The sequence below is a fragment of the Hyunsoonleella flava genome (assembly GCF_004310325.1).
Taxonomy (GTDB): Bacteria; Bacteroidota; Bacteroidia; order Flavobacteriales; family Flavobacteriaceae; genus Jejuia; species Jejuia flava.
This window is the reverse complement of sequence record NZ_SIRT01000003.1, coordinates 112,909-137,557: the sequence shown is the minus strand read 5'-3', so window position 1 is coordinate 137,557 and position 24,649 is coordinate 112,909. Positions and strand designations below refer to the sequence as shown.

Genomic DNA, 24,649 nt, shown 5'->3' with positions numbered 1-24,649 from the left:
AATTTTAAAACACCCTGAAACAAGTTTCGTATAATTAAAGTGGATAAGAAGAAAGTCGCATTTTATACTTTAGGTTGTAAACTGAATTTTTCAGAAACCTCTACTATTGCCCGAAGTTTTGTTAACGAAGGGTTTGATAGAGTAGATTTTTCTGAGAAAGCTGATATATATGTCATCAATACCTGTTCGGTTACTGAAAATGCAGATAAACGCTTTAAAACCATTGTAAAGCAAGCCCAAAAAGGAAATCCTGAAGCTTTTGTTGCTGCAGTAGGTTGCTACGCCCAGTTAAAACCGCAAGAATTGGCAGATGTGAATGGTGTGGACTTAGTTTTGGGCGCTACCGAAAAATTTAAAATCACCGATTATCTCAACGATTTATCCAAAAACGATTTTGGAGAAGTACATTCATGTGAAATCGAGGATGCCGATTTTTATGTGGGTTCCTATTCCATAGGAGATAGAACGCGTGCATTTTTAAAAGTTCAAGATGGATGTGATTATAAATGTACGTATTGCACTATTCCTTTAGCTCGTGGTATTTCTAGAAGTGATACCATGGAAAATGTTTTGAAGAATGCCAGAGAGATTTCAAAGCAAAATATAAAAGAAATTGTTTTAACAGGAGTAAATATTGGTGACTACGGAAAAGGCGAATTTGGTAACAAGAAACACGCACATACTTTTTTGGATTTAGTGACTGAACTTGATAAGGTTGAAGGTATAGAACGTTTAAGGATTTCATCTATTGAACCCAATTTGTTGAAGAATGAAACTATCGATTTAGTTTCTAAATCAAGAGCGTTTGTACCACATTTCCATGTGCCGTTGCAATCGGGCAGCAATGAAATTCTTAAAAAAATGAAACGACGTTACCTGCGAGAATTGTATGTGGATCGTGTTTCAAAAATAAAAGAAGTTATGCCCCATGCCTGTATAGGTGTTGATGTAATTGTTGGCTTTCCAGGGGAAACCGATGAGCATTTCCTAGAGACATATAATTTTTTAATGGAGCTGGATATCTCATATTTGCACGTGTTTACCTATTCTGAAAGAGATAATACTGAAGCTGCTGCAATGAATGATGTTGTGCCAAAAAATGTTAGAACCAAGCGAAGTAAAATGTTACGCGGTTTGTCTGTTAAAAAGAGACGTGCGTTTTATGAAAGTCAGCTAGGAACTGTTAGAACCGTACTTTTTGAAAGTGAAAATAAGGAAGGTTATATTCATGGATTTACGGAAAACTATGTTAAGGTTAAGGCGCCTTGGAATCCAGAATTGATTAATACGCTTCACGATGTTGAATTAACCAAAATAGATGAAGATGGTTTGGTGAGGTTTGAGTTTATAAAAGCGTTTTCTGCATAAAAAAATCCGAAGCTTAATTCAAACTTCGGATTTTTTCTATCTATTATCAATATTTTATATTCTCACACCAACCGGTAACATACGCTTGTACTTTCTATTGCTTCTTACAAATTTAGCAATTGCCGGACAAGTAGGCATTACGCTTAAATTACGATCTTGAATTTGCTCAAAAACCGAAGCGATAAATTCTTTTTTAAAGTCTTCGTCGTTGATTTCTTCTGGAATGATTAACTTAGTTAAGAATATTTTTCTCTCTTGTAAAGAATATTCAATTTTTGCCAATTTTCCATCAACTTTAATTTCAAATTGACGTAAAAAATCGTTGTCAATTAATTCAGCAGCTTCAACCATAGTGTAATAATTATTTAATTTAAAGGAGTATTGTATAAAATAGTGCAGACTATTTGAATAACTTTGTGCAAAAGTACGAAAAAAAATCGAGAGATTATATAAACGGCACTGTTAAAACCTTATGAGTCAAGAGATAATACATGTGTATTTAATGCCTGGGATGGCTGCTAGCCCACTAATTTTTGAGAATATCAAACTACCAGAATCTCAATTTAAAATGCACTACTTGGAATGGTTTGTTCCTCAGGAAAATGAATCTTTAAGTGATTACGCATTTCGTATGACAAAGAAAATCGAGCACGAAAACCCTGTATTGTTAGGTGTTTCGTTTGGAGGAATTTTGGTGCAGGAAATGTGTAAACATATTAGCATAAGGAAATTAATTATAGTATCAAGCATTAAATCTAAATATGAGTTGCCATTAAAGATGCAGTTGGCAAAATCTACGGGAGCATATAAATTGGTGCCAACTCAATTGGCAAGTAAAATAGAGGTGTTTGAGAAATATGCCTTTGGTAAAACCATGGCTAAACGTTTAGAGCTGTACAAAAAATACTTGTCGGTAAATGATCCTAATTATCTTAGTTGGGCTTTAAAGCAAGTGGTTTGCTGGGAACAAGAGGTGTATAAAGAAGGTATTGCACATATTCATGGAGATAAAGACCCTGTTTTTCCTATAAAACATATCAAAAACTGTATCACGATTAATGGTGGTACACATATAGCCATTATCAACAAGTACAAGTGGTTCAACGAAAATTTACCTAAGATAATCTTATAAACAATAGGTTAATGCACTATTTTTTATATTTTTAAAAAAACTTTTTAATGATGAAGACCATACAACGAATGTTGGCGCTTGTGGGATTATTAAGTTTATGTTTGCTATTTATTTATGCCCTCCAAGACGCCCCTACTGATGAAAATTTCGAAAAGAAAGTCATTAATGATTACAATGTTTATGCATTGCAAGTTCCCGAAGATTTAAATTTTGCAGGGGAGCGTGTGCCCCTAGAAAACCCAGATATTTTAGAGCGAATGGATAGAGAACTGTTGGTAAATACCTACTGGCAGTCTAATGGTTTATTGATGTTTAAGCGTGCAAAAAAATACTTTCCAGTAATTGAGCCTATACTGGCAAGATATGGTGTTCCAGATGATTTTAAATACTTAGCCGTTATAGAAAGTGGTTTAACCAATGCGGTATCTCCAGCAGGAGCAAGGGGTGTATGGCAAATTATGAAAACTACTGGTCGTGAAAATGGTTTAGAAGTCAACACCAATGTTGATGAACGCTATCATTTGGAAAAAGCTACAGAAGTAGCTTGTAAATATTTAATAAGATCTAAAGAAAATTTAGGTTCTTGGACCCTGGCAGCAGCGGCCTATAACGCGGGTAATGCAGGAGTATCTCGAAGATTGAAGGAGCAAAATGTTAGTGATTATTATGATTTGCTTTTGGGAGAGGAAACCGGGCGCTATTTATTTAGAATAGTAGCACTAAAGGAAATTTTATCACATCCGGATAAATACGGATTCAATTTTAGGGACAAAGATCTATACTCAAACATACCGACGTTTAAGGTTGAAGTTGATACGGCAGTAACCGATTTTACAAAATTTGCGGAACGCTTTGGTATAAATTATAAAATCTTAAAACTACACAATCCTTGGTTGAGAGAACCTCATTTGAATAATAAGTCAAGGAAACCATATTACATTGAGATTCCAAAGGAAGGGTATTATAATTAAATTTCATGTTGGCCTTTTTACAAGATAACTACTGGAACATCTTAATAATACTTAATTATATTATAGCGATTTCAGCCGCTATAACTGTAATATTAAAAAATATCAACCCAACCAAAACATTGTCTTATATACTTGTTTTGGTTTTTTTTCCTTTTTTCGGTGTGTTGGTCTATTATCTTTTTGGACAAGAATATCGAAAGAACAAAATTTTTAATAGAAAACGGGTACTCAACCAAAAAACAATTAAATCAATACATGAGACTTTAGAGTTTGAAAATGGCGTCAATAATAAAGTAGACGATTATTTGAGCCAAAAATCAAAGTTGGTTGAGCTATTATACAGTAACAATTATTCGCCACTTACCCTTTGTAACGATATCAATATTTTAAAAAACGGAAATGAAAAGTTTGAGTATTTGATGGGCGATTTGAAAAAAGCCGAACATCATATACATTTAGAGTATTATATTTTAAAGGACGATAAAATTGGAACAAGAATTTTAAATGTGTTATGCGATAAAGCCAAGAATGGTGTCTCTGTAAGATTGACTTATGATGATGTGGGAAGTAAATTATCCACAAAAATGAAACATAAACTAGATAAAAGTGGGGTAGAGCATTACCCATTTATGCCTGTGCTGTTTTCAAAATTCACGGGAAAAATGAATTACCGTAACCATAGGAAAATTACAATTATAGACGGGAAGATCGGTTATGTAGGTGGTATAAATATCGCAGATGAATACATAAACAATGATGGTGATGAGCTTTTTTGGAGAGATACACATTTAAGAATTTTAGGAGAAGCCGTTAAATCATTGCAGGTTAATTTTTTTACCACTTGGGATTTTGTATCCAATCAAGACTTAAAAATTGACAAATCGTATTTCCCTCAAGTAACTTGTAAAAATAATGTAGCTGTACAAATAGCATCTAGCGGCCCAGATACCGATTGGCCATATATCATGGAGGCTATGTTTACAGCTATAAATACCGCAGAAGATTACATCTACATTACCACACCCTATTTTGTGCCCAATGATCAGATTATTACAGCACTGCAAGTGGTAGCAAGAAGTGGTGTGGATGTGAAGTTAGTAATACCAAAAGAGTCTGATTCCTGGGTGGTGAAACATGCTACAAATTCTTTGTTAGAAAAGTTGCTTGAAGCGGACATAAAAGTATATCGCTACTCAAAAGGGCTTATCCATGCTAAAACTATCGTGATAGACGATATCTTTTCTACTATAGGTACTTCAAATATGGATTACAGAAGTTTTAATATTAATTTTGAAGTAAATGCTTTTATATATGATAAGCATACAAGTAATATACTAAAACAGCATTTCTTGAAGGATTTAGAGTATTCTGAAAAAGTAAATCTAGATAATTGGACAAAGCGTCCAAAAATTGAAAAGCTTAAAGAATCTTACAGCAGATTGTGGTCTCCTTTAATTTAAAACTACCTTCCCCTTCTCTTTTGAGACCTTAATGAACCACCTGCTCCAAAATGTTGGTTAGGGCCAACGGCTTGCTTCATATTTTGCTTCATCATTTTAATTTGATCTGTAAGCATACCATGTTTATCTAGTTTTTGCGCTTCAGTAAGTAGTTGTTGAGCCTCACGTTTTCTGCGCTTTGAAAAAGCAATACCAGCTAGGTTCAATTTAGCCATAGCTAAATCGTGCTTCATAGATAAACCTAAAGCAATTGCTTTCTTGAAATGCTTTTCAGACTCGTTCATATTATCCTGCATTGTCATTATCCCGTGAAGATAACTGTAGTAGCCTTGTTGCTTTTTTACTAATGCTGCCTCTGGATTTTTAATTTTATCCAACCATTTCTTAGCACCGTCAAAATCTTGTTTACGTAGTCTTAAGAAGGCGAGAAGTATAAATTCATTTTTAAAATAAAGAAATATAAAAACTCCGGCTAATAAAATTAAAGAGATACCATTTCCTATATTACCTTCAGTAAATTGATAAACAGCGTACGCTATAATTCCAGCAGCTAAAATCAGTTTTATAATTTTGTTGAACATTTAAATTAATTTTTATTGCAGTTTTGGGCTTCATTTTTCACTTTTTGCCCGTTTTTCTTTTAAAATGCAAAGAAACTAAATTTTTTATGTAAAAAATATTTTTAAAATAGGTTTGTGAAATAAAAAAGCTTTGTATATTTGCGCTCAGTTTTTGACAAGGGTCAAAATATTTCAGAAAAATAAAATTCAGATTTTAAAAACATAAGACGATGCCAAAAAGAACGTTTCAACCATCAAAAAGAAAGAGAAGGAACAAGCACGGTTTCAGGGAAAGAATGGCTTCTGCTAATGGCAGAAAAGTACTTGCCAGAAGAAGAGCAAAAGGTAGAAAAAAATTGTCTGTGTCATCTGAAACAAGACATAAGAAATAATGATTAACAATTGTTGATATTTAAAAGGTGTTACTTAAGTGTAACGCCTTTTTTTATGTTTCGTAATTACTAATTTAGCAAACCGATTTATTTAATTATAGAATACTTTTAAAAATGCCGAAAAATCCGAAATTAAAATCTATCCTAATTATTGGTTCAGGTCCTATCATCATTGGTCAAGCATGCGAATTTGATTATTCAGGTTCTCAAGCTTTAAGGTCTCTAAGAGAAGATGGGATTGAAACCATTTTAATTAATTCCAATCCTGCAACAATTATGACAGACCCTTCCATGGCAGATCATGTGTATTTGTTGCCATTGAATACTAAATCCATCATTAAAATATTGAAGGAACATCCGCAAATTGATGCGGTACTGCCAACAATGGGTGGGCAAACAGCCCTAAACTTGGCTATTGAAGCTGATGAAAAAGGAATTTGGGAAGATTTTGGAGTGGATATGATTGGTGTTAATATTGATGCTATTAACGTCACTGAGGATAGGGAGCAGTTTAGAGAATTAATGGGTAAGATTGGTGTTGCAATGGCACCACAAGCAACCGCTTCATCTTTCTTAAAAGGAAAAGAAATAGCACAAGAATTTGGTTTTCCATTATGTATTCGTTCTTCATTTACCCTTGGCGGTGCTGGTGCGGCAATTGTTTATGATGAAAAGGATTTTGATAAATTACTGCGCCACGGATTGGAAATTTCCCCTATCCACGAGGTAATGATAGATAAAGCATTGCTTGGTTGGAAAGAATATGAGTTAGAGCTGTTGCGAGATTCCAATGGTAATGTTGTTATTATCTGTTCTATCGAGAATATGGACCCCATGGGAATTCATACTGGAGACTCTATAACCGTAGCTCCGGCAATGACTTTAAGTGATAGAACCTATCAAAAGATGCGTGATATGGCAATCCACATGATGCGTAGTATCGGGGATTTCGCTGGTGGTTGTAACGTACAATTTGCAGTTAGCCCAGATGAAGAAGAGGAAATTATTGCTATTGAAATTAACCCGCGTGTATCGCGTTCATCGGCATTGGCTAGTAAGGCTACAGGGTATCCAATTGCAAAAATTGCTGCAAAATTAGCTTTAGGGTATAGTTTAGATGAATTAAGTAATCAAATTACAAAATCTACTTCAGCATTGTTTGAGCCTACTTTAGATTATGTAATTGTAAAAATACCACGTTGGAATTTTGATAAATTTGAAGGTTCAGATAGAACTCTAGGGCTTCAAATGAAAGCCGTAGGAGAGGTGATGGGTATTGGACGTTCATTCCAAGAAGCATTGCACAAAGCAACGCAATCGCTTGAGATTAAGCGTAATGGTTTAGGCGCAGATGGTAAAGAAAACACTAACTATGATGAGGTAATCGATAAATTAACTAATGCCTCATGGGATAGGGTTTTCACCATTTATGATGCCATTAAAATGGGAATTCCTTTAAGTAGAATTTTTGAAATTACTAAGATAGACATGTGGTTCTTAAAACAATATGAAGAACTATATTTCTTGGAAAAAGAGATTTCTACGTTTAACATCGATACCATTGATAAAGAATTGTTGCTTGAAGGAAAGCAGAAAGGATATGGAGACAGACAGATTGCTCACATGTTGGGTTGTTTGGAAAGTCAAGTGTATAATAAGCGTGAGGAAATGGGGATTAACCGTGTTTATAAATTGGTTGATACCTGTGCTGCTGAGTTTGAAGCAAAGACACCATATTATTATTCAACGTTTGAAAGCGACATGGAAACTGCTGATGGAAAGCGCTATTCAGACAACGAGAGTATTGTTTCAGATAAAAAGAAAATTATTGTTTTAGGTTCTGGCCCTAATCGAATTGGCCAGGGTATCGAGTTTGATTATTGTTGTGTGCACGGGGTTTATGCCGCGAAGGAATGTGGTTATGAAACCATAATGATCAACTGTAATCCTGAAACGGTTTCAACGGATTTTGATACGGCGGATAAACTGTATTTTGAGCCTGTATTTTGGGAACACATTTATGATATCATAAAGCACGAAAAGCCAGAAGGTGTTATTGTGCAATTAGGCGGACAAACTGCTTTAAAACTTGCTGAAAAACTATCGCGTTACGGTGTAAAAATTATTGGAACCAGCTTTGAATCTCTAGATTTGGCTGAAGATAGAGGAAGTTTTTCAACTCTATTAAAAGAAAACAATATTCCTTATCCACAATTTGATACTGCTGAAACTGCTGATGAGGCTTTAGCCGTAGCAAAAGAGCTGGATTTCCCAATCCTTGTAAGACCGTCTTACGTACTTGGAGGACAAGGGATGAAAATAGTGATTAATGAAAAAGAGCTTGAAGAGCATGTTATAGATTTATTGAATAAAATTCCAAATAATAAACTGTTACTAGACCACTATTTAGAAGGCGCGATAGAAGCAGAAGCCGATGCAATCTGTGATGGTGAAGAGGTTTACATTATTGGAATCATGGAACATATTGAGCCATGCGGTATTCATTCAGGAGATAGTAACTCAACCCTGCCTCCATTCAATCTTGGTGAATTTGTGATGCAACAAATTAAGGATCATACCAAAAAGATAGCTTTAGCATTAAATACTGTTGGTTTAATTAACATTCAATTCGCGATAAAGGATGATAAGGTATATATTATAGAAGCAAATCCAAGAGCTTCCAGAACAGTGCCATTTATCGCAAAAGCTTACGGAGAGCCTTATGTAAACTATGCTACTAAGCTAATGTTGAGAGAAAAGAAGATTAAAGACTTCAACTTTAAACCAGAATTGGAAGGTTATGCCATAAAACAACCGGTTTTCTCATTTAATAAATTTCCGAATGTGGATAAAACATTAGGACCAGAAATGAAAAGTACAGGTGAGAGTATCTTGTTTATTGATAGTTTAAAGGACGATGAGTTTTACGATTTGTACTCCAGACGTAAGATGTACTTGAGTAAATAAATAATAAAAAGAAAAAGCCGCTATATGCGGCTTTTTTATTCTACCGAAAATCGAAAATTAAATTTTCACAAAACGTTTGGTTTTAGAAACATTTTCAGAACTAACTTTTAGCAAGTATATCCCTGGTGTCCAATTAGCAACATCAATAATAACATTTGAGTTGTGTTTAGCTGAATAAATGTTTTTACCTAATACATCAAAAGCGCTTATATCGATTTCATTTATAAAACTTGGGAGTTCTAATTTTATACTTGATGTTGCTGGATTGGGAATGATATAAAAATTGGTTAAACTGAACTCTTCAGTACTTAGTGTGTTATAAGTAACGTTTAGTATTGGCGCAATACCAGAATCTTTGCTTCCAAATTGCCTCGCACTTCTGTTAACTGTTTCATCTCCAATTAAAATAAGGCCATTATTTGTACTCGGGTTATCTAGCCACTGTTGCGCTACACTTACGAATGTAGTGCTTGTTGGAAAATCATAGTTACCAAGACCGCTCAAGCTTAGTGTAGATAAAGCTGTTGGAGAAAAATCCCCTCCTGCAGCTGTCCAATTGGATGTGCCTAACATGGCATCACTCCAAGTGGTATCAGGGGCAACTGCTGCTGCGCCATTTCCAGTGCCTGTGGATGTGCCTTCTCCCCAATCGGTAGTTAACTCATAAATGTTATACGTTTGAGTCCCGACACCTCCGGGTACTCTAGATACATTTAATGTTAAAGTAACGCTTGTAATTGTAGCACCATTGGGAATTGAAGTTAAATCAAACTTGATTAGTGCTCTTCTGTTATTGTTACCATCTGTTGAACCTGTTCTTCCAGAATATAATCGTCCTAAACCATTGGAATTATTAGATTCGCTATAAATAGAATTATCTTTTACAGGTGTGAGGTTAGCTGTAGTTTGTGCGCTTAAATCTAAAAGAAAGAATACGCAAAGAATTGGTAAAATAAATTGTAATTTTTGTTTCATAGCTATTTGTTTTAATGTGAAGCATTTTTTACTAAGATACATGATATCAAAGTAATATGCTAATTGCTATGAGGCACTTTCTTAATCTAAACTTATAATTCTATCTTGGCATTATGGCTTTTAATAACATCCAAATGTTCTTCCATTTTGAACTCATTTGCCTTAAATTTCGTAGAGCGATGTCTTGCTTGTTGCTGTCTAACGATGCTTCGTGCAAAACGTCTCACAGCTTGTTCAGAATCTAAAATAATGCCTGGTACAGCTACATTTTTACCATGTTCATCTTTTGCAACCATTGTAAAATATGAAGAGTTGCAATGCTTAACCTCTCCAGTTTGAATATTTTCAGATTCCACACGTAGCCCAATAACCATTGAGGTCCTACCGGTATAATTTACTGATGCTTTTAGGGTTACCAGTTCTCCAACTTCAATAGGGTTTAAAAAATCAACACGGTTTACGGATGCCGTTACGCAATAATTTTGTGAGTGCTTAGAGGCACATGCAAAGGCAATCTGGTCCATTAAGTTCAAAATATGCCCACCATGAATTTTTCCACTAAAATTTGAGTGAGATGGCAACATAAGTTGTGTTATGGTTACCTGCGATTCTTTAGGGTGTTTAAACATGTTGTTTTAAGTTAAAACGGTGTAAATAATTCCTGTTATTATGGCAATGCCAAAACTAATTAAGGTGCCTATCAAAATATACTCGGTAAGCTGTCTGGTTTTTGATTCTTTTAAATCTCCAAATCTAAAAACAGACTTTGCGGTTATTAAAAACCCCACAGCTTCCCAATGGTCTACAATAATGAATATAAACACTAAAACACGCTCTAAAATACCAATATATTTGCCTGCATCCTTAAGTGATTGATTATTTTTAGTAAGTTCTGAAATATCCCACTTTAAAAAAATGTTTTTCATAATTATCGATGCAGGAATTGATAAAAACAATATACAAGTGATTAATGCAAGTTGATTTTCGGTAATCCTGAAGTGAAATTTATTGACACTATGAAACGAAAAAAAATAGCAACCTAAGATGATTAAAATATGAAGAAATTGATCTAGGAAAAATAGTTTACGCTTTGTTTTTTTCTTTTGAAATGAAAGTTTTAACGCATCAATAATGAAATGTGAAACTCCAATAATTATAATTATGGGCCACAACGATACATCCCATAACAGTAATGCCAGAGCAGCAATATGTATGAATACATGAAAATAGAGTTTTGGGGATTTTAGTTTTTTCTTCTCTTTTTCTTTAACCCAACTTTGTGGTTGTAAAAAGAAATCGCCTATGAGGTGTGCAAGTAAAAGTTTTATTAAAATCATTTTCTTTCTTGTATGTTTTGTTCAAGTAGAGTAATTTTTTTGTGATACATTCTATCAAGACTTAGTATTTCATTAAAATATGCGCGTTTAAGACGTTTGCTTACAGCTTCTTGATTTATGCCTAGAAGTTCAGCAATTTCAGATTGTAAAGCCCCAAAATTTTCAATAGATACTTTTATAGCTTCTGATGAACTCACGGTCCAGTTATCCATAGCAATCAAAGCAAGTTTGAAATATAAGTTGAGCTCTTCGTTTGTATGCGTATCCCGAGACTTGATTTTGAGATTTGTTTTTTCTTTTTTTAGATTTTCTAGGGTTTCGCCTGAAAATTGAAACGCTTCCCCATTCGATTCTGTAACAGTATCTCCCTCAAAAGTTTTATGTCCAATACCAATAGCCATACGGACATCTAAACCTTTTACTGATTTTATGCATGCCTTGATATATATGGCTGTAAGAAATGCTTTTTGATTATCGCGCACTTCGATTTGAAAACTGTCTCCACGAAAAATTTCCCAATATTTTTGGTCTGTTTCTGTTTTTATTAGCGCCTTTTTTAAAGGATCTAACCAAACTTTTGGGTTTTTAAATTTATTCGACCTTATAATATCACCAGTAATAACGCTTGTTGTCATAATATTCCGTTTAAATAGAATAATATATAAAATTCCTTTAAAATGGAATAAATATAATTATTCCTTAATTATGGAATAATCAAATATATCACGTTTTTAGATGATAAACAAATTATTCGTCCTCTTCGGCACGTTTTATAATAGCTTCAGGTAATGATTTTTTAGCTTTTGCGCCCATTTTTTTAAGCTTTTCAACGCTAGTGATGAGGTTGCCTCTACCATCAACTAGTTTATTCATAGCCGCAGAATAATCGGTTTTTGCTGCATCAATCTTTTTGCCAACGCCAGTTAAATCTTTTACCAAGCCTTCAAACTTGTCGTAAAGCGCACCAGCTTGTCGTGCTATTTCTATAGCATTACGTTGCTGTTTTTCATTATTCCACATGGTATCAATGGTACGCAACGTAGCCAGAAGGGTAGAAGGTGTCACAATTACAATATTCTTTTCAAAAGCTTTATTGTAAATGCTATTGTCCTCATTGACAACCACGGCAAACGCTGGCTCTATGGGAATAAAAAGTAATACAAAATCAGGCGATTCAATATCGTATAAATCCTGATAATTTTTAGCAGATAGCTGCTCTACATGCTTTCTTATGGAATTTACATGGGCTTTTAGAAATTGAGGTCTGTCGTCCTCATCTGCATTTACCATACGTTCGTAATCCGTTAAGGATACTTTTGAATCAATTATCATTTTCTTACCATCAGGTAAATGCAACACCACATCCGGCATCACCCGCGAGTTATCGTCACGAGTAAAACTTTGTTGCACAAAATACTCACGGTCTTTTTCTAAACCTGATTTTTCAAGTACTCGCTCCAAAACCAACTCGCCCCAATTTCCTTGCATTTTACTATCGCCTTTTAAAGCTCTAGTTAAATTGGTAGCCTCTTTAGTCATTTGTTGATTAAGGTCTTTTAAACCTAATAACTGCTCTTTTAAAGCAGAATGCATGCTGATACTTTCCTTTTGTGAAGCTTCTACTTTTTTCTCAAATCCTTGGATTTTTTCTTGAAGCGGATTTAAAATATTCTTGATATTTTCTTTATTCTGCTCTGTGAATTTATTTGACTTTTCTTCAAGTATTTTATTGGCTAATAATTCAAAATCTTTACGCAGTTGTTCTTGACGCTGTTCTAGCTCTTTGTCCCGCTTTAAGTTTAACTCTTGCAGATTTTCATATTCAGAATTCTTTCTAGCTAATTCGGTATTTAACAACTCCTTTTCTCGACGAATTTCCTCGCGTTCACCTTCTATCTTGCTTAGGTTTTGTTTTAGCTCCTCAATGGTACGCTGCATTTGGTTTTGACGTTCCTCTAAGGTGCTCTGTTCACTTTTGTTTTTCAACTTCGAAAAGTAATTTCCTAAGAAGAAACCGATTCCTGCAAAGACTAAGGCAGCGAGAATTATTATTAAATTATCGTTCATATAACAAATATCAAATAACAAAAACCAAATTCCAAAAAGTAGCAAGGTTATATTTTAAGAGTACTGAATACTGTGACTGCGACTGGAAACTACTTTTTCACTCGAAAACTTCCTGTAGCTTCATCAAACGCAATCAAATCCTTTGGGAATAGTTTTTCAAAAGTGCCTTTTGTAATCAGGTTACAAGGTTCATCTGTAACAACTTCGTTTTCAGTCATCACAATTAGTGCATCACATAGTTGAATGGCTAAATCGATTTCATGAGATGAAAATAAGATAGTTTTGCCCGTATCCTTAGCTAATTCTTGAAGTAATTTTAAAATATAGGCTTTATGGTACATGTCCAGATGCGTGGTAGGTTCATCCAAAATAATTAAATCTGTGTCCTGCGCTAAAGCTCTGGCTATCATCACGTTTTGTAATTGTCCATCGCTTAGTTCAAAACACTTTTTATGCTTTAAATGGTTAATGTTTACCTGTGAAATAGCACGTTCAGTAATCTCTATATCGGCTTTTGAAAGATTACCAATCCAATTTGTATAAGGCTGACGCCCAAGGGCAACAAGCTCCAATACTGATAAATTCTTTGCAGCAACTGGCTCGGTTAAAACCAAACTCAATGCCTTAGCTAAGTCAACAGAGGAGAAGTCTTTCAATTCGGTATCATTAATATAAATCGCTCCTTTCAGGGGTGATTGTACCTTGGTTAAAGTTCGTAATAATGTAGATTTTCCAATGCCATTGGCACCAATCAATCCTATTAGCTTTCCCTTTTCCAACGCTACATTTATGTTTGAAGCCACAACAATGTTGTCTTTTTTTGAAGTATATCCAATAGACAGGTTTTCAGTTTTAAGAATGATATTTTTTGTTTCACTTTTCATTAAAATACCATTTTTCGTTTTCTAACTAATAACCATATTACCACTGGGGCGCCTACCAATGCGGTGATAGCGTTAATAGGCAATGTATAATCACTGTTTGGTAGCTGTGAGACACTATCGCATAATAGCATCACTATTGCGCCAGATAAGAAAACTGCAGGCAATAAAATCCTATGATTAGATGTATTAAATATTTGTCTGGTGATATGGGGTATGGCTAAACCAATAAAAGCTATTGGGCCAGTAAAAGCGGTAATACTGCCAGCTAGTAAACTTGTAGTAATAATTATAATAAACCTACTTTTTTTAATATTTACCCCTAAACTTTTAGCATAATTTTCTCCTAGGAGTAGTGTGTTTAATGATTTTATGGAAATGATTCCAAGAAAAATGCCTATTCCGTACATCAGCAGTAAAATAAAAAGCTCGTCCCAAGACAGGTTGCCTAAACTGCCAAAACCCCAGAAAATGTACTGTTGTAATTGTTCGGCTGAACCGAAGTATGAGAGAACACTTACTATGGCAGCTGTTATGCTGGCAAACATTAATCCTATAATTAAAATAGCCATGGTATCCCTAACTTTTATGGATACAATTAATACAGCTAATAACACTAAAAAACTACCTAAACTAGCGGCTAATACGATTCCCCATTTTGATTGAAATGCTGAAGCTAAAACACCCCCTATAACGCCTGAGCCCAAAATTACTAAGGCTACCCCTAAACTTGCACCAGAACTTATGCCCAGAACAAAAGGGCCTGCAAGTGGATTTCTAAATAAGGTTTGCATGAGCAGACCAGAAATGCCCAAACCAGAACCTACTATTATCGCTGTTAGGGCTTTTGGAAGTCGGTAATTTTGAATAATAAATTGCCACGACTCTTGCTCAACATTCTTTCCGATAAGGCTATTAAAAATGTCTTTTAAAGGAATAGATACAGACCCAAGGCTGATATTTAATAAAAAACAAATTATCAATGCCAGAATAAGCCAACCAAAAGCAGTGCGATATGTGTTTTGATTAGACAATTATTCTAAAGGTTTAAAAAAATAGGGTTGATAATTTTCAAGTAAATCTGGGTGACAAATTTTTATAATATCCTTCAAAACTAAATCTGGTCTTGTCATTCCCAATTCATAATAGGTAACACCTCCTGTTGCCCCGGTTGTTTTGTTAAAGGTATATATTTTTTTATTTTGAAAAGCATCAAACAACGTATGGTTTTCATTACCGTTTTTTAAATTTTCATAAGTGGAATAATTTGAAGGGCTCAACCAAATATCAGCGTTTTTTGCTTTTACAAACACCGATTCAAAATTTAGTTTTAAGCTTCCTACACCCTCGGTGTTTTGCCACAGATAGTTGACGTTGGCATCTTTTAATAATTGCGCCTCTGTACTAGTTCCATTAGGTAAATACCAAATATCGTTGTGCATGGCACCACTTAAAACGGTAGGTTTTGACGTTACATTTTGAGCTAGCATTTTAGCATCTAAATAATCTTTTTCAATTTGATTAAAAATAGAATCTGCCTCCTTTTCTTTATTGTAAAGTACACCAAAAAACTTAATCCATTCTGCTTTAGCAAGTGGGGAACTTTCTACCCAATCACCATTAAACATTACCGGAATACCAGATTTACTAATGGTTTCTAATGAGCGGTTGCCGCCGTCAATACCAAACCCAGCGACGACATCAGGATTTAATTCTAGCAACACTTCGGTGTTTAAACTTTCGTTTTTACCTAGTTCTCTAATAGTTCCATTATCAATTTGAGTGCGTATTTTTTTCGAGGACACATAATCTGTTCCAGGAAAACCTACTAAGGTGTTTTCAACCTGTAATAACTCTAGGGCTGGGAGGTGCGTAGTGGAGGTAGCAACAATTTTACTAATGGGTGTTACAATAATACCGTCATATTCACCACTCATAAAACTTGTCTTAGCAAGATTTTTATTGTCAATTATCACATATTTATACACCTTTTTTGCATCGGGCCATGGGTGATTCACTTTAATTACTTTGTACTTATCAAAATGAGTTACTAAAAACCCTTTTGCATATTTTAAATCAACAATTTCAACGTCCGATAGTGGAAGTTTTCTAGTAATACCCTTGTCTTCTTTACAAGACGTAATACTTAGAAAGGTTGCAACGATGAAAATTTTATATATCATAAAAGCAAAGTGACTTATGTCATGTTTGATTTGGGTATTCATTGTTAATTTCGAAAAAAATAAACAATGAGAGACAGTTCAAATTTAACAATATATATAGTAGCTGGAGTTATAATAATTCATTTTCTTGTAGGGTTTATTTATCTTATATATAAGCTGAATAGGAAAAAGTAGCCTTTCTAAGAAGGTATTGTTTTTAATAAAGTATATTTGCATCGAATTTTGGTTTCCGCTTCGGCGGAATTAAAAGGGAATCTGGTGCAATGATTTATGATTACAGATTTAAGATTTGATGTTGAAATTTTTAAACATCGTAAATCGTAAATCGTTAATTCCAGAACTGTTCCCGCAACTGTAAGCTACAAAGCTTCATGTTATACTTCTAATGTCACTGTCAATTTTGATGGGAAGACCAACATGAAGACGCAAGTCAGGAGACCTGCCATTTTCAAACAAATAAGTTAAACTTTCGGGATAAAAGTTGATGTTAGTCATTAATTGAATTCGCTGAAAAGAAAACTAAAATTTTTGTTGTTTAGGCAAAAAAGAAAAATAAGACATAGCATTAGCTATGGCGTTTTTTATTTTGAAGCATAAATACTAAAGCATAGTTTTATTTAAGTTAATTCGATTTATGAATAATATATTGTATGATAATCCATGCGATTCTCGAGTAATTATTCATTAAAATGAAACACACAAATGTTTTTGGTGTCCTATGCTTAGGATGCTCGTTGTTTAGTTTTGCACAGCAGCAAACTGATTCAACTAAAGTAGAGCAACTTGATGAAGTTGTTATTTCAGACTCTCGTTTTGCCTTGAAACGAGAAAATTCAGGAAAAACCGTTATTAAAATTTCTCAAAATGAAATTGAGCGTAACCAAGGCAGAACGCTTACAGATTTAATAAACACCAAAAGTGGTATTGAAATAAACGGTACGCGCAGTGTGGCAGGACAAAATATCTCAAGTTTTGTGCGTGGTGGAAATAACAGACAGGTTTTAGTTTTAATTGATGGTGTTCAAATTAACGATCCATCCTTAGTAAATAATGAATTAGATTTAAGGTTGATAGACTTAAATACCATTGCCTCTATTGAAATTATAAAAGGTGCAGCCAGTACCCTTTATGGAAACGGTGCAGCAACGGCTGTAATAAACATTACTACCAAAAAGGCTTCAAAAGATAAAATCTCAGGAAATTTTTTAACCGTGGTTGGTACCAATCAAACTCAAGATGATTTAAATTATAACGGCGCGAGTTTTACCAATAATGTTTCGGTAAACGGTACTTTAGATAAATTTACCTACTTAGCAAGTTTTGGTAACCAATTTGCAGATGGCTTGTCTGCTTTCAAGTCTGAAGACGCGGAAAAAGATCCGTTCTCTAGATACAACACCAACTTAAAATTAGGCTATGAGTTTTGTGATAATTTTGAATTGATCGCATATGCCAGTTTAGATAAATTTAAAACGGATATTGACGGGTTTCCGCCTCCAAATTTTGCATTTGCAGATACTAACGATGAGTATATTTCGCAACAGAAAAGAGTTGGGTTGTCTCCAAAGTTTACCTACAAGAATGGAACATTTCAAGTAAATGCGGCATACACAAAAATTGATAGGGAAACTATTTCGGCTTTTGGCTCAACCAATGAAGCGGATAGTTATGTTGTTGATGCATTTAACAAGTATAATTTTAACGACACTTTTTATACTATTGTTGGTTTAAACTATGGTGACTATAATAGTTTATTTGCTGAAGAAGAAAGTTTTACCAACACCGATCCGTATTTAAATGTGGTATATGTCTCGGATTTTGGACTGAATATGAACGTAGGTGGACGATTGAACAACCATAGCGAATATGGTTCGCATTTTGTGTATAGTTTGAATCCGTCTTATAGTATTTCAATTGACGAGGCTTATGTAAAGGCATTTGGATCTTATGCTACGTCCTTTATTGCACCAAATTTGTCACAACTGTTCGGTTTTTTTGGCGCAAATCCCGATTTAAAGCCAGAAGAGAACACTACTATTGAAGGGGGTATTGAATATAATACAACAACGGGCGTTCGTATTAATGGTGTTTATTTTAACCGAAATGAAGTGCATACCATCATATTCACCTCAGCTTATGAAAATGCTACTACTGACGCTACTGTTCATGGATTTGAGCTTGAGGCGCAAATTGATGTGGTGAAAAACTTAGCTATTTCTACAAATTATACATTTACGGAAGTTAAGGACGGTGTGCGTTTAAGAATTCCGAAGCATAAAGCAAATGCTAGTTTGGGCTATGATATTTGCGAAAACACCTTTGCATCATTGAGTTATCAATTTGTTGGAAAGCGAACAGATACCAATTTCTCTACGTTTGCTAACGAGGATTTAAGTGCCTACTCTTTAATCGATTTATATTTCAGTCATAAAATGCTTAAAAACAAGGTGAAGCTTTTTGCAAATATCACCAATTTTTTTAACGAAGATTACTTTGAAATATTAGGGTATACAACGAGAGGTAGAAATGTGAGTTTGGGTATGAACTTGAATTTATAAACTTTGAGTTATGAAGTATAATTTATATAAGATGATGTGTTTGGACATATATCTGTCATCGTTAAATAAAACAGAATATGAAGCAGTTTCTAAAACTATATCCAAGGGTTCTAGGATAATTACACCACTTACAAGTTGGGATATTTATAGTCAAGGAAATATTGAAAAATTGCAGGAAGCTGAGCGTTTACAGGATATACGAAAGGTGAAGTCTTATGCAAAAAAAATGAATTGGGATAATGATATCGATTTTATATTTGAAAAAGAAACATTTGAAGCAATTTTGATAACAGACTTAAAGCAGAAAATAATCTGGGTGAATAAGGGATTTACTAAAATGACAGGATATTTAAAGCGTGAAGTTTTAAATAAAACGCCTAGAGTGTTACAGGGTTCGAAAACATCAGATACATCTAGGAGTAATATTAAGGAAAAACTTAAAACCAATTTAGCTTTTACTGAGGTGATTACAAATTATAAAAAGGATGGTACGCCGTATAAATGTGAGGTGAAGATTTTTCCATTAAAAGTTAATAACAAGAAAACACACTTTGTAGCTTTAGAGCGACAGGTAGCATAGTTCGTATTTACAGCAAATAAAAGGCCACTATTTAGTGGCTTTTTTATGTACTCCTATTTTTAAGAAAATGATAGTTTGAATTGAAACTTTATTATAAATACTTATGAGTTTTTTGGAATTAAATCGCAATACCAAACGCCATATTTGTCGGCACCACAAATGGAATCATCAGTGTTTGGATGGTCGTATTCTCGATATACCTTTTCGCCAATTGTAAAATCTATTGGGTTTTTAAAGATAGGGCCTTCAAAACAAAAGGTGTGAAATTCTCCGTTTTCACCGCAAGGGTCAACTTCTTTTGGGAGATTGTTTACGAAGTGTTTGTCCATAACCGTTCCCACAAAGTTTTCATCAAAATATTTGGAATTAGCACAGACTATAATCGTTTTAAAACCTAAATCTAAAAATTCATTCATTAGCGCTCTTGTATCTCTCTTCCAAATTGGAAAAATAGCTTTAAACCCCTGTTTGTCCAGTTGTTCTTCACGATATTTACGTAAATCTTCAAGAAAAATATCGCCAAAAGCTGAATGTGTAAAGCCTTTAAGTTTTAACCTTGCAACCGTATCATTCATTTTTTGTTCGTACACTTCCATACTTGGCATTTCAGGAAGTTCTATAAAGCTTACAGGAATATTAATGGCATTGGTTTGTTCGACAAGTAGTGCTTTGCGTAAACCATGCATGGACACACGATTATAATATGAATTTACGGTCGTAACAAGTTCATCAACTGAATAGCGTTTATCTTGCAACAGATGGTATAAAGCTAGAGCAGAATCTTTACCAGAGCTCCAATTGAAATAGGTTTTGTGAGGTTTCAAGAAATAAAATTAATCTGCTATTAAACCACCTTTTTCAAATGGTAGAAAATCGTTGCTGTCTATTTCTGATTTAGCAAGCAATACAGGTTTTTCTTTTATTAGATTTCTTTTACTAGTAGAATTTTCAATATCCGCTAGTGCCAAGGCCAACATCGGCTCGTTTACCTCTCCCAAAACACCTAAATTCAGTGGTCTTTCTTCGTATTCAAAACCAATAGAAGGTGGCAACCCAGTGCCTGGTACAGCCTCTAGGTTTTTATTTATCCCATTTGCTATTAGAGGTCGTATTGCATAAGTATGTGCTGGATTTGCACCTTGGCGACCAAAATTGGAGGAATCGTAAAATATACTGGACGCTTGGGTTTTGCCGGTGGTGTTTGTGCCAATTTGTACCACTTCAATATAAGCACTTAAACCATTTATTAGTCCTTCACTGGCAGATGCTGATCTATCAGTTGTAAGCACATAAACTTTGCTTAAGCCCAGACTGTTAATTGTGTTTCCGCTTATGTTATCTGCATATAGGAAGTCTCTATTTCTTTCCTGTAAATTTTCATTATAAATTAATTTTTCAAATACTTGTCCTGTAAATTGCCCAGTAACCATGCTAGCCAAAAAGGTCATTGTTGATACAAAGCCTCCTGGATTATATCGTAAATCTATCACTAGGTGTTGCACATTACTTGATTTAAAATCTCCAAAAACAGTATTCAAGCCAATTTCAGAATCGCCTATAAAACCATTGTACATTAAATACCCCACATTTTCTCCACCTACCTGAAAAATTTTATTGATATGAATTGGGTTCTCAGTAAACTGAAATTTTTCTAAAGTAATATTGGTGCCATTAGGTTCAATAGTATCATCCGTATTTTCAGGGGTGCCTTTATCATCGTAAGTACTTAAATTAATGGTATATACATCTGGACCTAATAAATCTCCAGCATTAGTTCTAGTGATTGTTGTTCCGTTAACTTGACTGAATAAATCTCCTCTTTTTACGCCTTTAGTATCTGCTTCACTGCCATTTATTACCAACCGAACCACACCTACCAATTCTGTATCACTATTTGGAGCTGCATAAAGAGCAAACTCCATACCATTCGTTTTAAAAATACCCTGTTGTCGTTGCTCTAATGCTATGTAGTCGTCGACAATAATACTAAACCTATCGACTGTTTGTCTTTGAAAAATTAAGCTTTCAAATAGGGCTTCGGGAGACGAGAAAGAGTTTAAATACTCTGCATATTCAGCATTGTTCGTGAATCTATCATTGGCCAAATTTGGAATTTCACTTTTGTACAAATACACAGCATTCATTGCTTTCCATACAAAATCATTAATACTGCTGGCTTGTACAGTATTATCGTCTCTATCCTCAAAACAACTTGTTAAAACTAGGGCAGCTAAAATTAGTGCTAGGGCTTTTATCTTTTTCATGTGATAGCTTTTTATTTTTTATTTATAACACATACAATCTCAGAAACATAATGTTTCTTTGATTTCATCTTTTTCGCAATTTTTATATAGTAGTCTATTAAACCCTAAATTTACTTACATTATTGTACAATAAAAAAATTAATCGATGAATTGTGGTTTCCGAGACAAGAGACGATAGGCAGTAGACAGAAGATTGGACAGGTGTAAGAATTAATATGAAGGTACTGGCAAAAAGACCCCGCGTAAGGGATTGAACGGCATGTTTGAGCTCCCCGACGCAGGAGGGAGCGAGTAGTGAAAGCCCGACCCCTTGTGGGTTACGCCCAAATTTTAAAATTTTTTATTTTTTGATGTAACAAAACAAATAGTGGGTCGTCGTAAAGACAAATAGCAGTAATAAAGTTATTATAACCACAACATTAACCATAACCAAAATGACTCAGAACGAGTTTTTAAACATAGTAATGCCTTTTAAGGATAAAGTGTTTCGTTTGGCAAAACGACTGCTGGTTTCTACTGAAGAGGCTGAAGACGCCACCCAAGAGGTGCTGTTGAAACTATGGCGAAATAAAAGTAAGATTGGTGAGTATAAGAATGTGGAGGCGTTTTCTATGACAATGACAAAGAATTTTTGTTTTGACAAACTAAAATCGAAACAAGCACAAAATTTAAAGATTGTACATAGCAACTATGAGGAGAAAAACACACCACTGCAAAAACAAGTGGAACTGAATGATAGCGTAAGTTGGGTAGAGCGTATAATTGAGGAGTTGCCCGAACAACAACGCATGATAATACAGCTAAGAGATATAGAAGAATACGATTTTGATGAGATAGCAAAAATGTTGGATATGAACAATACTGCAGTGAGAGTAGCCTTATCGAGAGCGAGAAAAACAATAAGAGAACGATTAACTAATACACATAATTATGGTATTAAATAGTATAGAAAAATTACTTGAAAAGTACGAGAACGGGGAAACGAGCCTTAAGGAAGAGCAAGTGTTAAAAAACTATTTTTCTGGAGACAACGTTGCGCCACACTTAGAGCACTATAAACCCATGTTTATGTATTTTTTGGGAAACCAACAAGAACAGTTTACTAAAACCCTTCCATTAAAAACTAAAAAGAGATTTAATTACAGGTGGTTATCGGTTGCAGCAGTGGCGGTTATAATGTTGGGGGTTTATTTTAATCAGCCTGATGATTTAGGTACGATTGAAGACCCAGAACTAGCGTTTAACGAAGTATCAAAACAGCTAGCAATGATTTCAAATCATTTTAACAAAGGTACGGCTACTGTGGGCTACCTAGACGAGGTAAACAAAGGCGCATCAACCTTAAATTATTTGAATGAAATTGAAAATTCAACAAGTATAATTTTTAAGAAAGATCAGTAAAAAAACAAAAATGAAAACTTTAAATACACTTAACACAAATAAGATGAAAACACGATTAATAGTAGTAATTATGGCAATTATGTTGTTGCCGTTAACAGGAATGGCTCAAAAAAATGTTTTTGAGAAGTACAGTGACGACCCTAATGTAACCTTTGTGAACATTAAACCAAAGATGTTCCAGATGTTGGCAAAAATAAATATTGATGTTGATGATCCTGAGGCGCAAGCTTATATGGATATGGTAAAAAGCATTACCAGTTTTAAAACTATAGTTACTGACAATTCAGCAATTTCAGCAGATATCACAAAATGGGTAAAATCTCGTTCTAGTAAGTTAGAAGAGCTTATGGAAGTGAAGGACGATGGTACCGAAGTGATGTTTTACGTAAAAGAAGGAAAGGATGCAGACCACGTAGAAGAGTTGTTAATATTTGTAACAGGTATTGATAAAAAAATGGATGAGAAAGTTGAGATTAATGGAAAAGAGCGTAAAATAGAAACTGTAGTAGTATCTATGACAGGAGATATCGATTTGAATGAAATCTCTAAGTTAACTCAAAAAATGAATATCCCTGGAGGGCAGCATTTAGAGAAAGATAAATAAGATATCATCAAATTTCAATCATAAAATGAACATATATTTTCTTCATTCTATCTTTTAAATTTAGAATGAAGAAAATTTGTGTAACTTATTAATATTTAAGCATTAAAAGGCTTAGTTAATCATCAAACAAATGAAACGAACAGTTAAAACCTTTTTTATAACAGCTTTATTAAGTGTTGTTTTGGTAAGCTGTAATAGTGAACCAAGCTTACAACGATACTTTGTAGATCATCAAGAACAGCCAAATTTTATATCTCAGGATTTACCGGTATCTATGGTAAAATTAGATAAAACTAATTTCACTGAAGAGCAGAATGAAGCTTTTAATTCAGTACGCAGGTTGAATTTCTTAGGTTTTAATATAAACGATACTAACAAGGATGTATATGCAACAGAGCTAGGTAAGGTGAAATCCATTTTAAAGCAGGACAAATATCAGGACTTAATGGAATTTAGTGACAAAGGCAGAAAGATTTTGGTAAAATATATTGGTGATGATGATGAAGCGGATGAAGTGGTGCTTTTTGGAAGTGCAGAAGATATGGGTTTTGCAGTAGTGAGAATTTTAGGTAGTGACATGAGTCCTGAAAAAATGGTAACCCTTAGTGAAGCATTAAAAACATCAAATCTTGATGAGACACAAATGCAAGAAATGCTCGATTTTTTTAAGTAGATAATTTAGTAATAGATTATAATGTTAATAGAAAAAAGGTTTCCGAAATTGGAACCCTTTTTTATTTATTCTTTTATAGACTATAGAAATGAGCTAGTCTTGTTTGTGCCGATAATTGGAATAAAGCAAATTTATAAGTATTGCAAAAAACACCAGCGTTAAAATGGTAAGCACTAAAAAATTATCCAGAATATCCAGCACACCGAACACAAAGATACCAACTGCCATTAAACCGGTAAGCACTAATGATTGTTTGTCGCTTAACATAATTATCAA

Annotated in this window: 25 protein-coding genes and 1 riboswitch; of the genes, 12 read left to right on the top strand and 13 right to left on the bottom strand. The window is 34.1% G+C overall.

Features of this window, described 5'->3' with window-relative positions; all coding sequences use genetic code 11:
* Positions 1-39: 39 nt before the first annotated feature.
* Positions 40-1,368, top strand: a complete 1,329-nt coding sequence (mtaB, locus tag EYD45_RS05805; RefSeq protein ID WP_130963492.1) for a tRNA (N(6)-L-threonylcarbamoyladenosine(37)-C(2))-methylthiotransferase MtaB — start codon at positions 40-42, stop codon at positions 1,366-1,368.
* 54 nt (positions 1,369-1,422) lie between these two features.
* Here mtaB and EYD45_RS05800 read toward each other — a convergent pair whose 3' ends face one another.
* On the bottom strand, positions 1,423-1,719 hold the full coding sequence (locus EYD45_RS05800; RefSeq protein WP_130963490.1) for a GNAT family N-acetyltransferase: 297 nt from the start codon (positions 1,717-1,719) through the stop codon (positions 1,423-1,425).
* Between the two features lie 121 nt (positions 1,720-1,840).
* Between EYD45_RS05800 and EYD45_RS05795 the strand changes: the two genes are divergently transcribed.
* From EYD45_RS05795 to cls, 3 genes are read left to right on the top strand one after another with little or no spacing between them, the layout of a single operon-like run.
* Positions 1,841-2,500 (top strand): alpha/beta hydrolase, encoded by a 660-nt coding sequence (locus tag EYD45_RS05795; RefSeq protein ID WP_130963489.1) that lies wholly within the window; start codon positions 1,841-1,843, stop codon positions 2,498-2,500.
* A gap of 50 nt (positions 2,501-2,550) precedes the next feature.
* Positions 2,551-3,471 carry a lytic transglycosylase domain-containing protein gene (locus tag EYD45_RS05790; RefSeq protein WP_130963731.1) on the top strand — a complete coding sequence of 307 codons (921 nt, stop codon included), beginning with the start codon at positions 2,551-2,553 and terminating at the stop codon, positions 3,469-3,471.
* Positions 3,472-3,476: 5 nt separating this feature from the next.
* The gene (cls, locus tag EYD45_RS05785) at positions 3,477-4,931 is read left to right on the top strand and encodes a cardiolipin synthase (RefSeq protein WP_130963487.1); all 1,455 of its coding nucleotides are present in this window, start codon (positions 3,477-3,479) and stop codon (positions 4,929-4,931) included.
* Between the two features lie 2 nt (positions 4,932-4,933).
* On the opposite strand, the gene EYD45_RS05780 is transcribed toward cls, so the two are convergent.
* A complete protein-coding gene (locus tag EYD45_RS05780; RefSeq protein WP_130963485.1) occupies positions 4,934-5,512 on the bottom strand; it encodes a M48 family metalloprotease in 579 nt (192 codons plus the stop codon).
* Between the two features lie 209 nt (positions 5,513-5,721).
* Here EYD45_RS05780 and rpmH point away from each other — a divergent pair, with 209 nt between their 5' ends.
* Both rpmH and carB read left to right on the top strand, forming a co-directional pair.
* The gene (gene rpmH / locus EYD45_RS05775; protein ID WP_013870629.1) at positions 5,722-5,883 is read left to right on the top strand and encodes a 50S ribosomal protein L34; all 162 of its coding nucleotides are present in this window, start codon (positions 5,722-5,724) and stop codon (positions 5,881-5,883) included.
* A gap of 114 nt (positions 5,884-5,997) precedes the next feature.
* Positions 5,998-8,850, top strand: coding sequence for a carbamoyl-phosphate synthase large subunit (gene carB / locus EYD45_RS05770; RefSeq protein ID WP_130963483.1), 2,853 nt, complete (start codon positions 5,998-6,000; stop codon positions 8,848-8,850).
* A gap of 57 nt (positions 8,851-8,907) precedes the next feature.
* Here carB and EYD45_RS05765 read toward each other — a convergent pair whose 3' ends face one another.
* The 8 genes from EYD45_RS05765 to EYD45_RS05730 all read right to left on the bottom strand — a co-directional run bounded on the left by EYD45_RS05765 (position 8,908) and on the right by EYD45_RS05730 (position 16,293).
* A complete protein-coding gene (locus EYD45_RS05765; protein ID WP_165453893.1) occupies positions 8,908-9,825 on the bottom strand; it encodes a DNRLRE domain-containing protein in 918 nt (305 codons plus the stop codon).
* 92 nt (positions 9,826-9,917) lie between these two features.
* Positions 9,918-10,454, bottom strand: coding sequence for an acyl-CoA thioesterase (locus tag EYD45_RS05760; RefSeq protein ID WP_130963480.1), 537 nt, complete (start codon positions 10,452-10,454; stop codon positions 9,918-9,920).
* 6 nt (positions 10,455-10,460) lie between these two features.
* A complete protein-coding gene (locus tag EYD45_RS05755) occupies positions 10,461-11,162 on the bottom strand; it encodes a DUF3307 domain-containing protein (RefSeq protein WP_130963478.1) in 702 nt (233 codons plus the stop codon).
* Positions 11,159-11,797, bottom strand: coding sequence for a SatD family protein (locus EYD45_RS05750; protein ID WP_130963476.1), 639 nt, complete (start codon positions 11,795-11,797; stop codon positions 11,159-11,161). The genes EYD45_RS05755 and EYD45_RS05750 overlap by 4 nt, the downstream gene beginning before the upstream one ends.
* Positions 11,798-11,909: 112 nt before the next feature.
* Positions 11,910-13,229: a DNA recombination protein RmuC gene (gene rmuC / locus EYD45_RS05745; protein ID WP_130963474.1), complete on the bottom strand. Its 1,320-nt coding sequence runs from the start codon at positions 13,227-13,229 to the stop codon at positions 11,910-11,912.
* A gap of 89 nt (positions 13,230-13,318) precedes the next feature.
* Complete coding sequence (locus EYD45_RS05740; RefSeq protein WP_130963473.1) at positions 13,319-14,113, bottom strand: ABC transporter ATP-binding protein; 795 nt, start codon at positions 14,111-14,113, stop codon at positions 13,319-13,321.
* Positions 14,113-15,144: a FecCD family ABC transporter permease gene (locus EYD45_RS05735; RefSeq protein ID WP_130963471.1), complete on the bottom strand. Its 1,032-nt coding sequence runs from the start codon at positions 15,142-15,144 to the stop codon at positions 14,113-14,115. Before EYD45_RS05735 ends, EYD45_RS05740 begins: the two co-directional genes overlap by 1 nt.
* Positions 15,145-16,293, bottom strand: a complete 1,149-nt coding sequence (locus EYD45_RS05730; RefSeq protein WP_130963469.1) for an ABC transporter substrate-binding protein — start codon at positions 16,291-16,293, stop codon at positions 15,145-15,147.
* Between the two features lie 206 nt (positions 16,294-16,499).
* Positions 16,500-16,754: riboswitch (cobalamin riboswitch) on the top strand.
* Positions 16,755-16,982: 228 nt separating this feature from the next.
* Here EYD45_RS05730 and EYD45_RS05725 point away from each other — a divergent pair.
* Positions 16,983-18,851 carry a TonB-dependent receptor plug domain-containing protein gene (locus EYD45_RS05725; protein ID WP_130963467.1) on the top strand — a complete coding sequence of 623 codons (1,869 nt, stop codon included), beginning with the start codon at positions 16,983-16,985 and terminating at the stop codon, positions 18,849-18,851.
* Between the two features lie 10 nt (positions 18,852-18,861).
* Complete coding sequence (locus EYD45_RS05720; RefSeq protein ID WP_130963466.1) at positions 18,862-19,431, top strand: PAS domain-containing protein; 570 nt, start codon at positions 18,862-18,864, stop codon at positions 19,429-19,431.
* 101 nt (positions 19,432-19,532) lie between these two features.
* On the opposite strand, the gene EYD45_RS05715 is transcribed toward EYD45_RS05720, so the two are convergent.
* Complete coding sequence (locus EYD45_RS05715) at positions 19,533-20,255, bottom strand: adenine nucleotide alpha hydrolase (RefSeq protein WP_130963464.1); 723 nt, start codon at positions 20,253-20,255, stop codon at positions 19,533-19,535.
* Positions 20,256-20,264: 9 nt separating this feature from the next.
* Positions 20,265-21,695, bottom strand: coding sequence for a S41 family peptidase (locus EYD45_RS05710; RefSeq protein WP_130963462.1), 1,431 nt, complete (start codon positions 21,693-21,695; stop codon positions 20,265-20,267).
* 434 nt (positions 21,696-22,129) lie between these two features.
* On the opposite strand from EYD45_RS05710, the gene EYD45_RS05705 reads away from it, so the two are divergent.
* The 4 genes from EYD45_RS05705 to EYD45_RS05690 all read left to right on the top strand — a co-directional run bounded on the left by EYD45_RS05705 (position 22,130) and on the right by EYD45_RS05690 (position 24,373).
* On the top strand, positions 22,130-22,639 hold the full coding sequence (locus EYD45_RS05705) for an RNA polymerase sigma factor (RefSeq protein ID WP_130963460.1): 510 nt from the start codon (positions 22,130-22,132) through the stop codon (positions 22,637-22,639).
* Entirely contained in the window at positions 22,626-23,096 is a 471-nt protein-coding gene (locus EYD45_RS05700) for a hypothetical protein (RefSeq protein ID WP_130963458.1), read from the top strand. The genes EYD45_RS05705 and EYD45_RS05700 overlap by 14 nt, the downstream gene beginning before the upstream one ends.
* A gap of 10 nt (positions 23,097-23,106) precedes the next feature.
* Complete coding sequence (locus EYD45_RS05695; protein WP_233702539.1) at positions 23,107-23,700, top strand: DUF4252 domain-containing protein; 594 nt, start codon at positions 23,107-23,109, stop codon at positions 23,698-23,700.
* 130 nt (positions 23,701-23,830) lie between these two features.
* On the top strand, positions 23,831-24,373 hold the full coding sequence (locus EYD45_RS05690) for a DUF4252 domain-containing protein (protein ID WP_130963456.1): 543 nt from the start codon (positions 23,831-23,833) through the stop codon (positions 24,371-24,373).
* A 93-nt stretch (positions 24,374-24,466) separates the two neighbouring features.
* Here EYD45_RS05690 and EYD45_RS16720 read toward each other — a convergent pair whose 3' ends face one another.
* The gene (locus tag EYD45_RS16720; protein ID WP_165453892.1) at positions 24,467-24,640 is read right to left on the bottom strand and encodes a hypothetical protein; all 174 of its coding nucleotides are present in this window, start codon (positions 24,638-24,640) and stop codon (positions 24,467-24,469) included.
* Between the last annotated feature and the right edge of the window lie 9 nt (positions 24,641-24,649).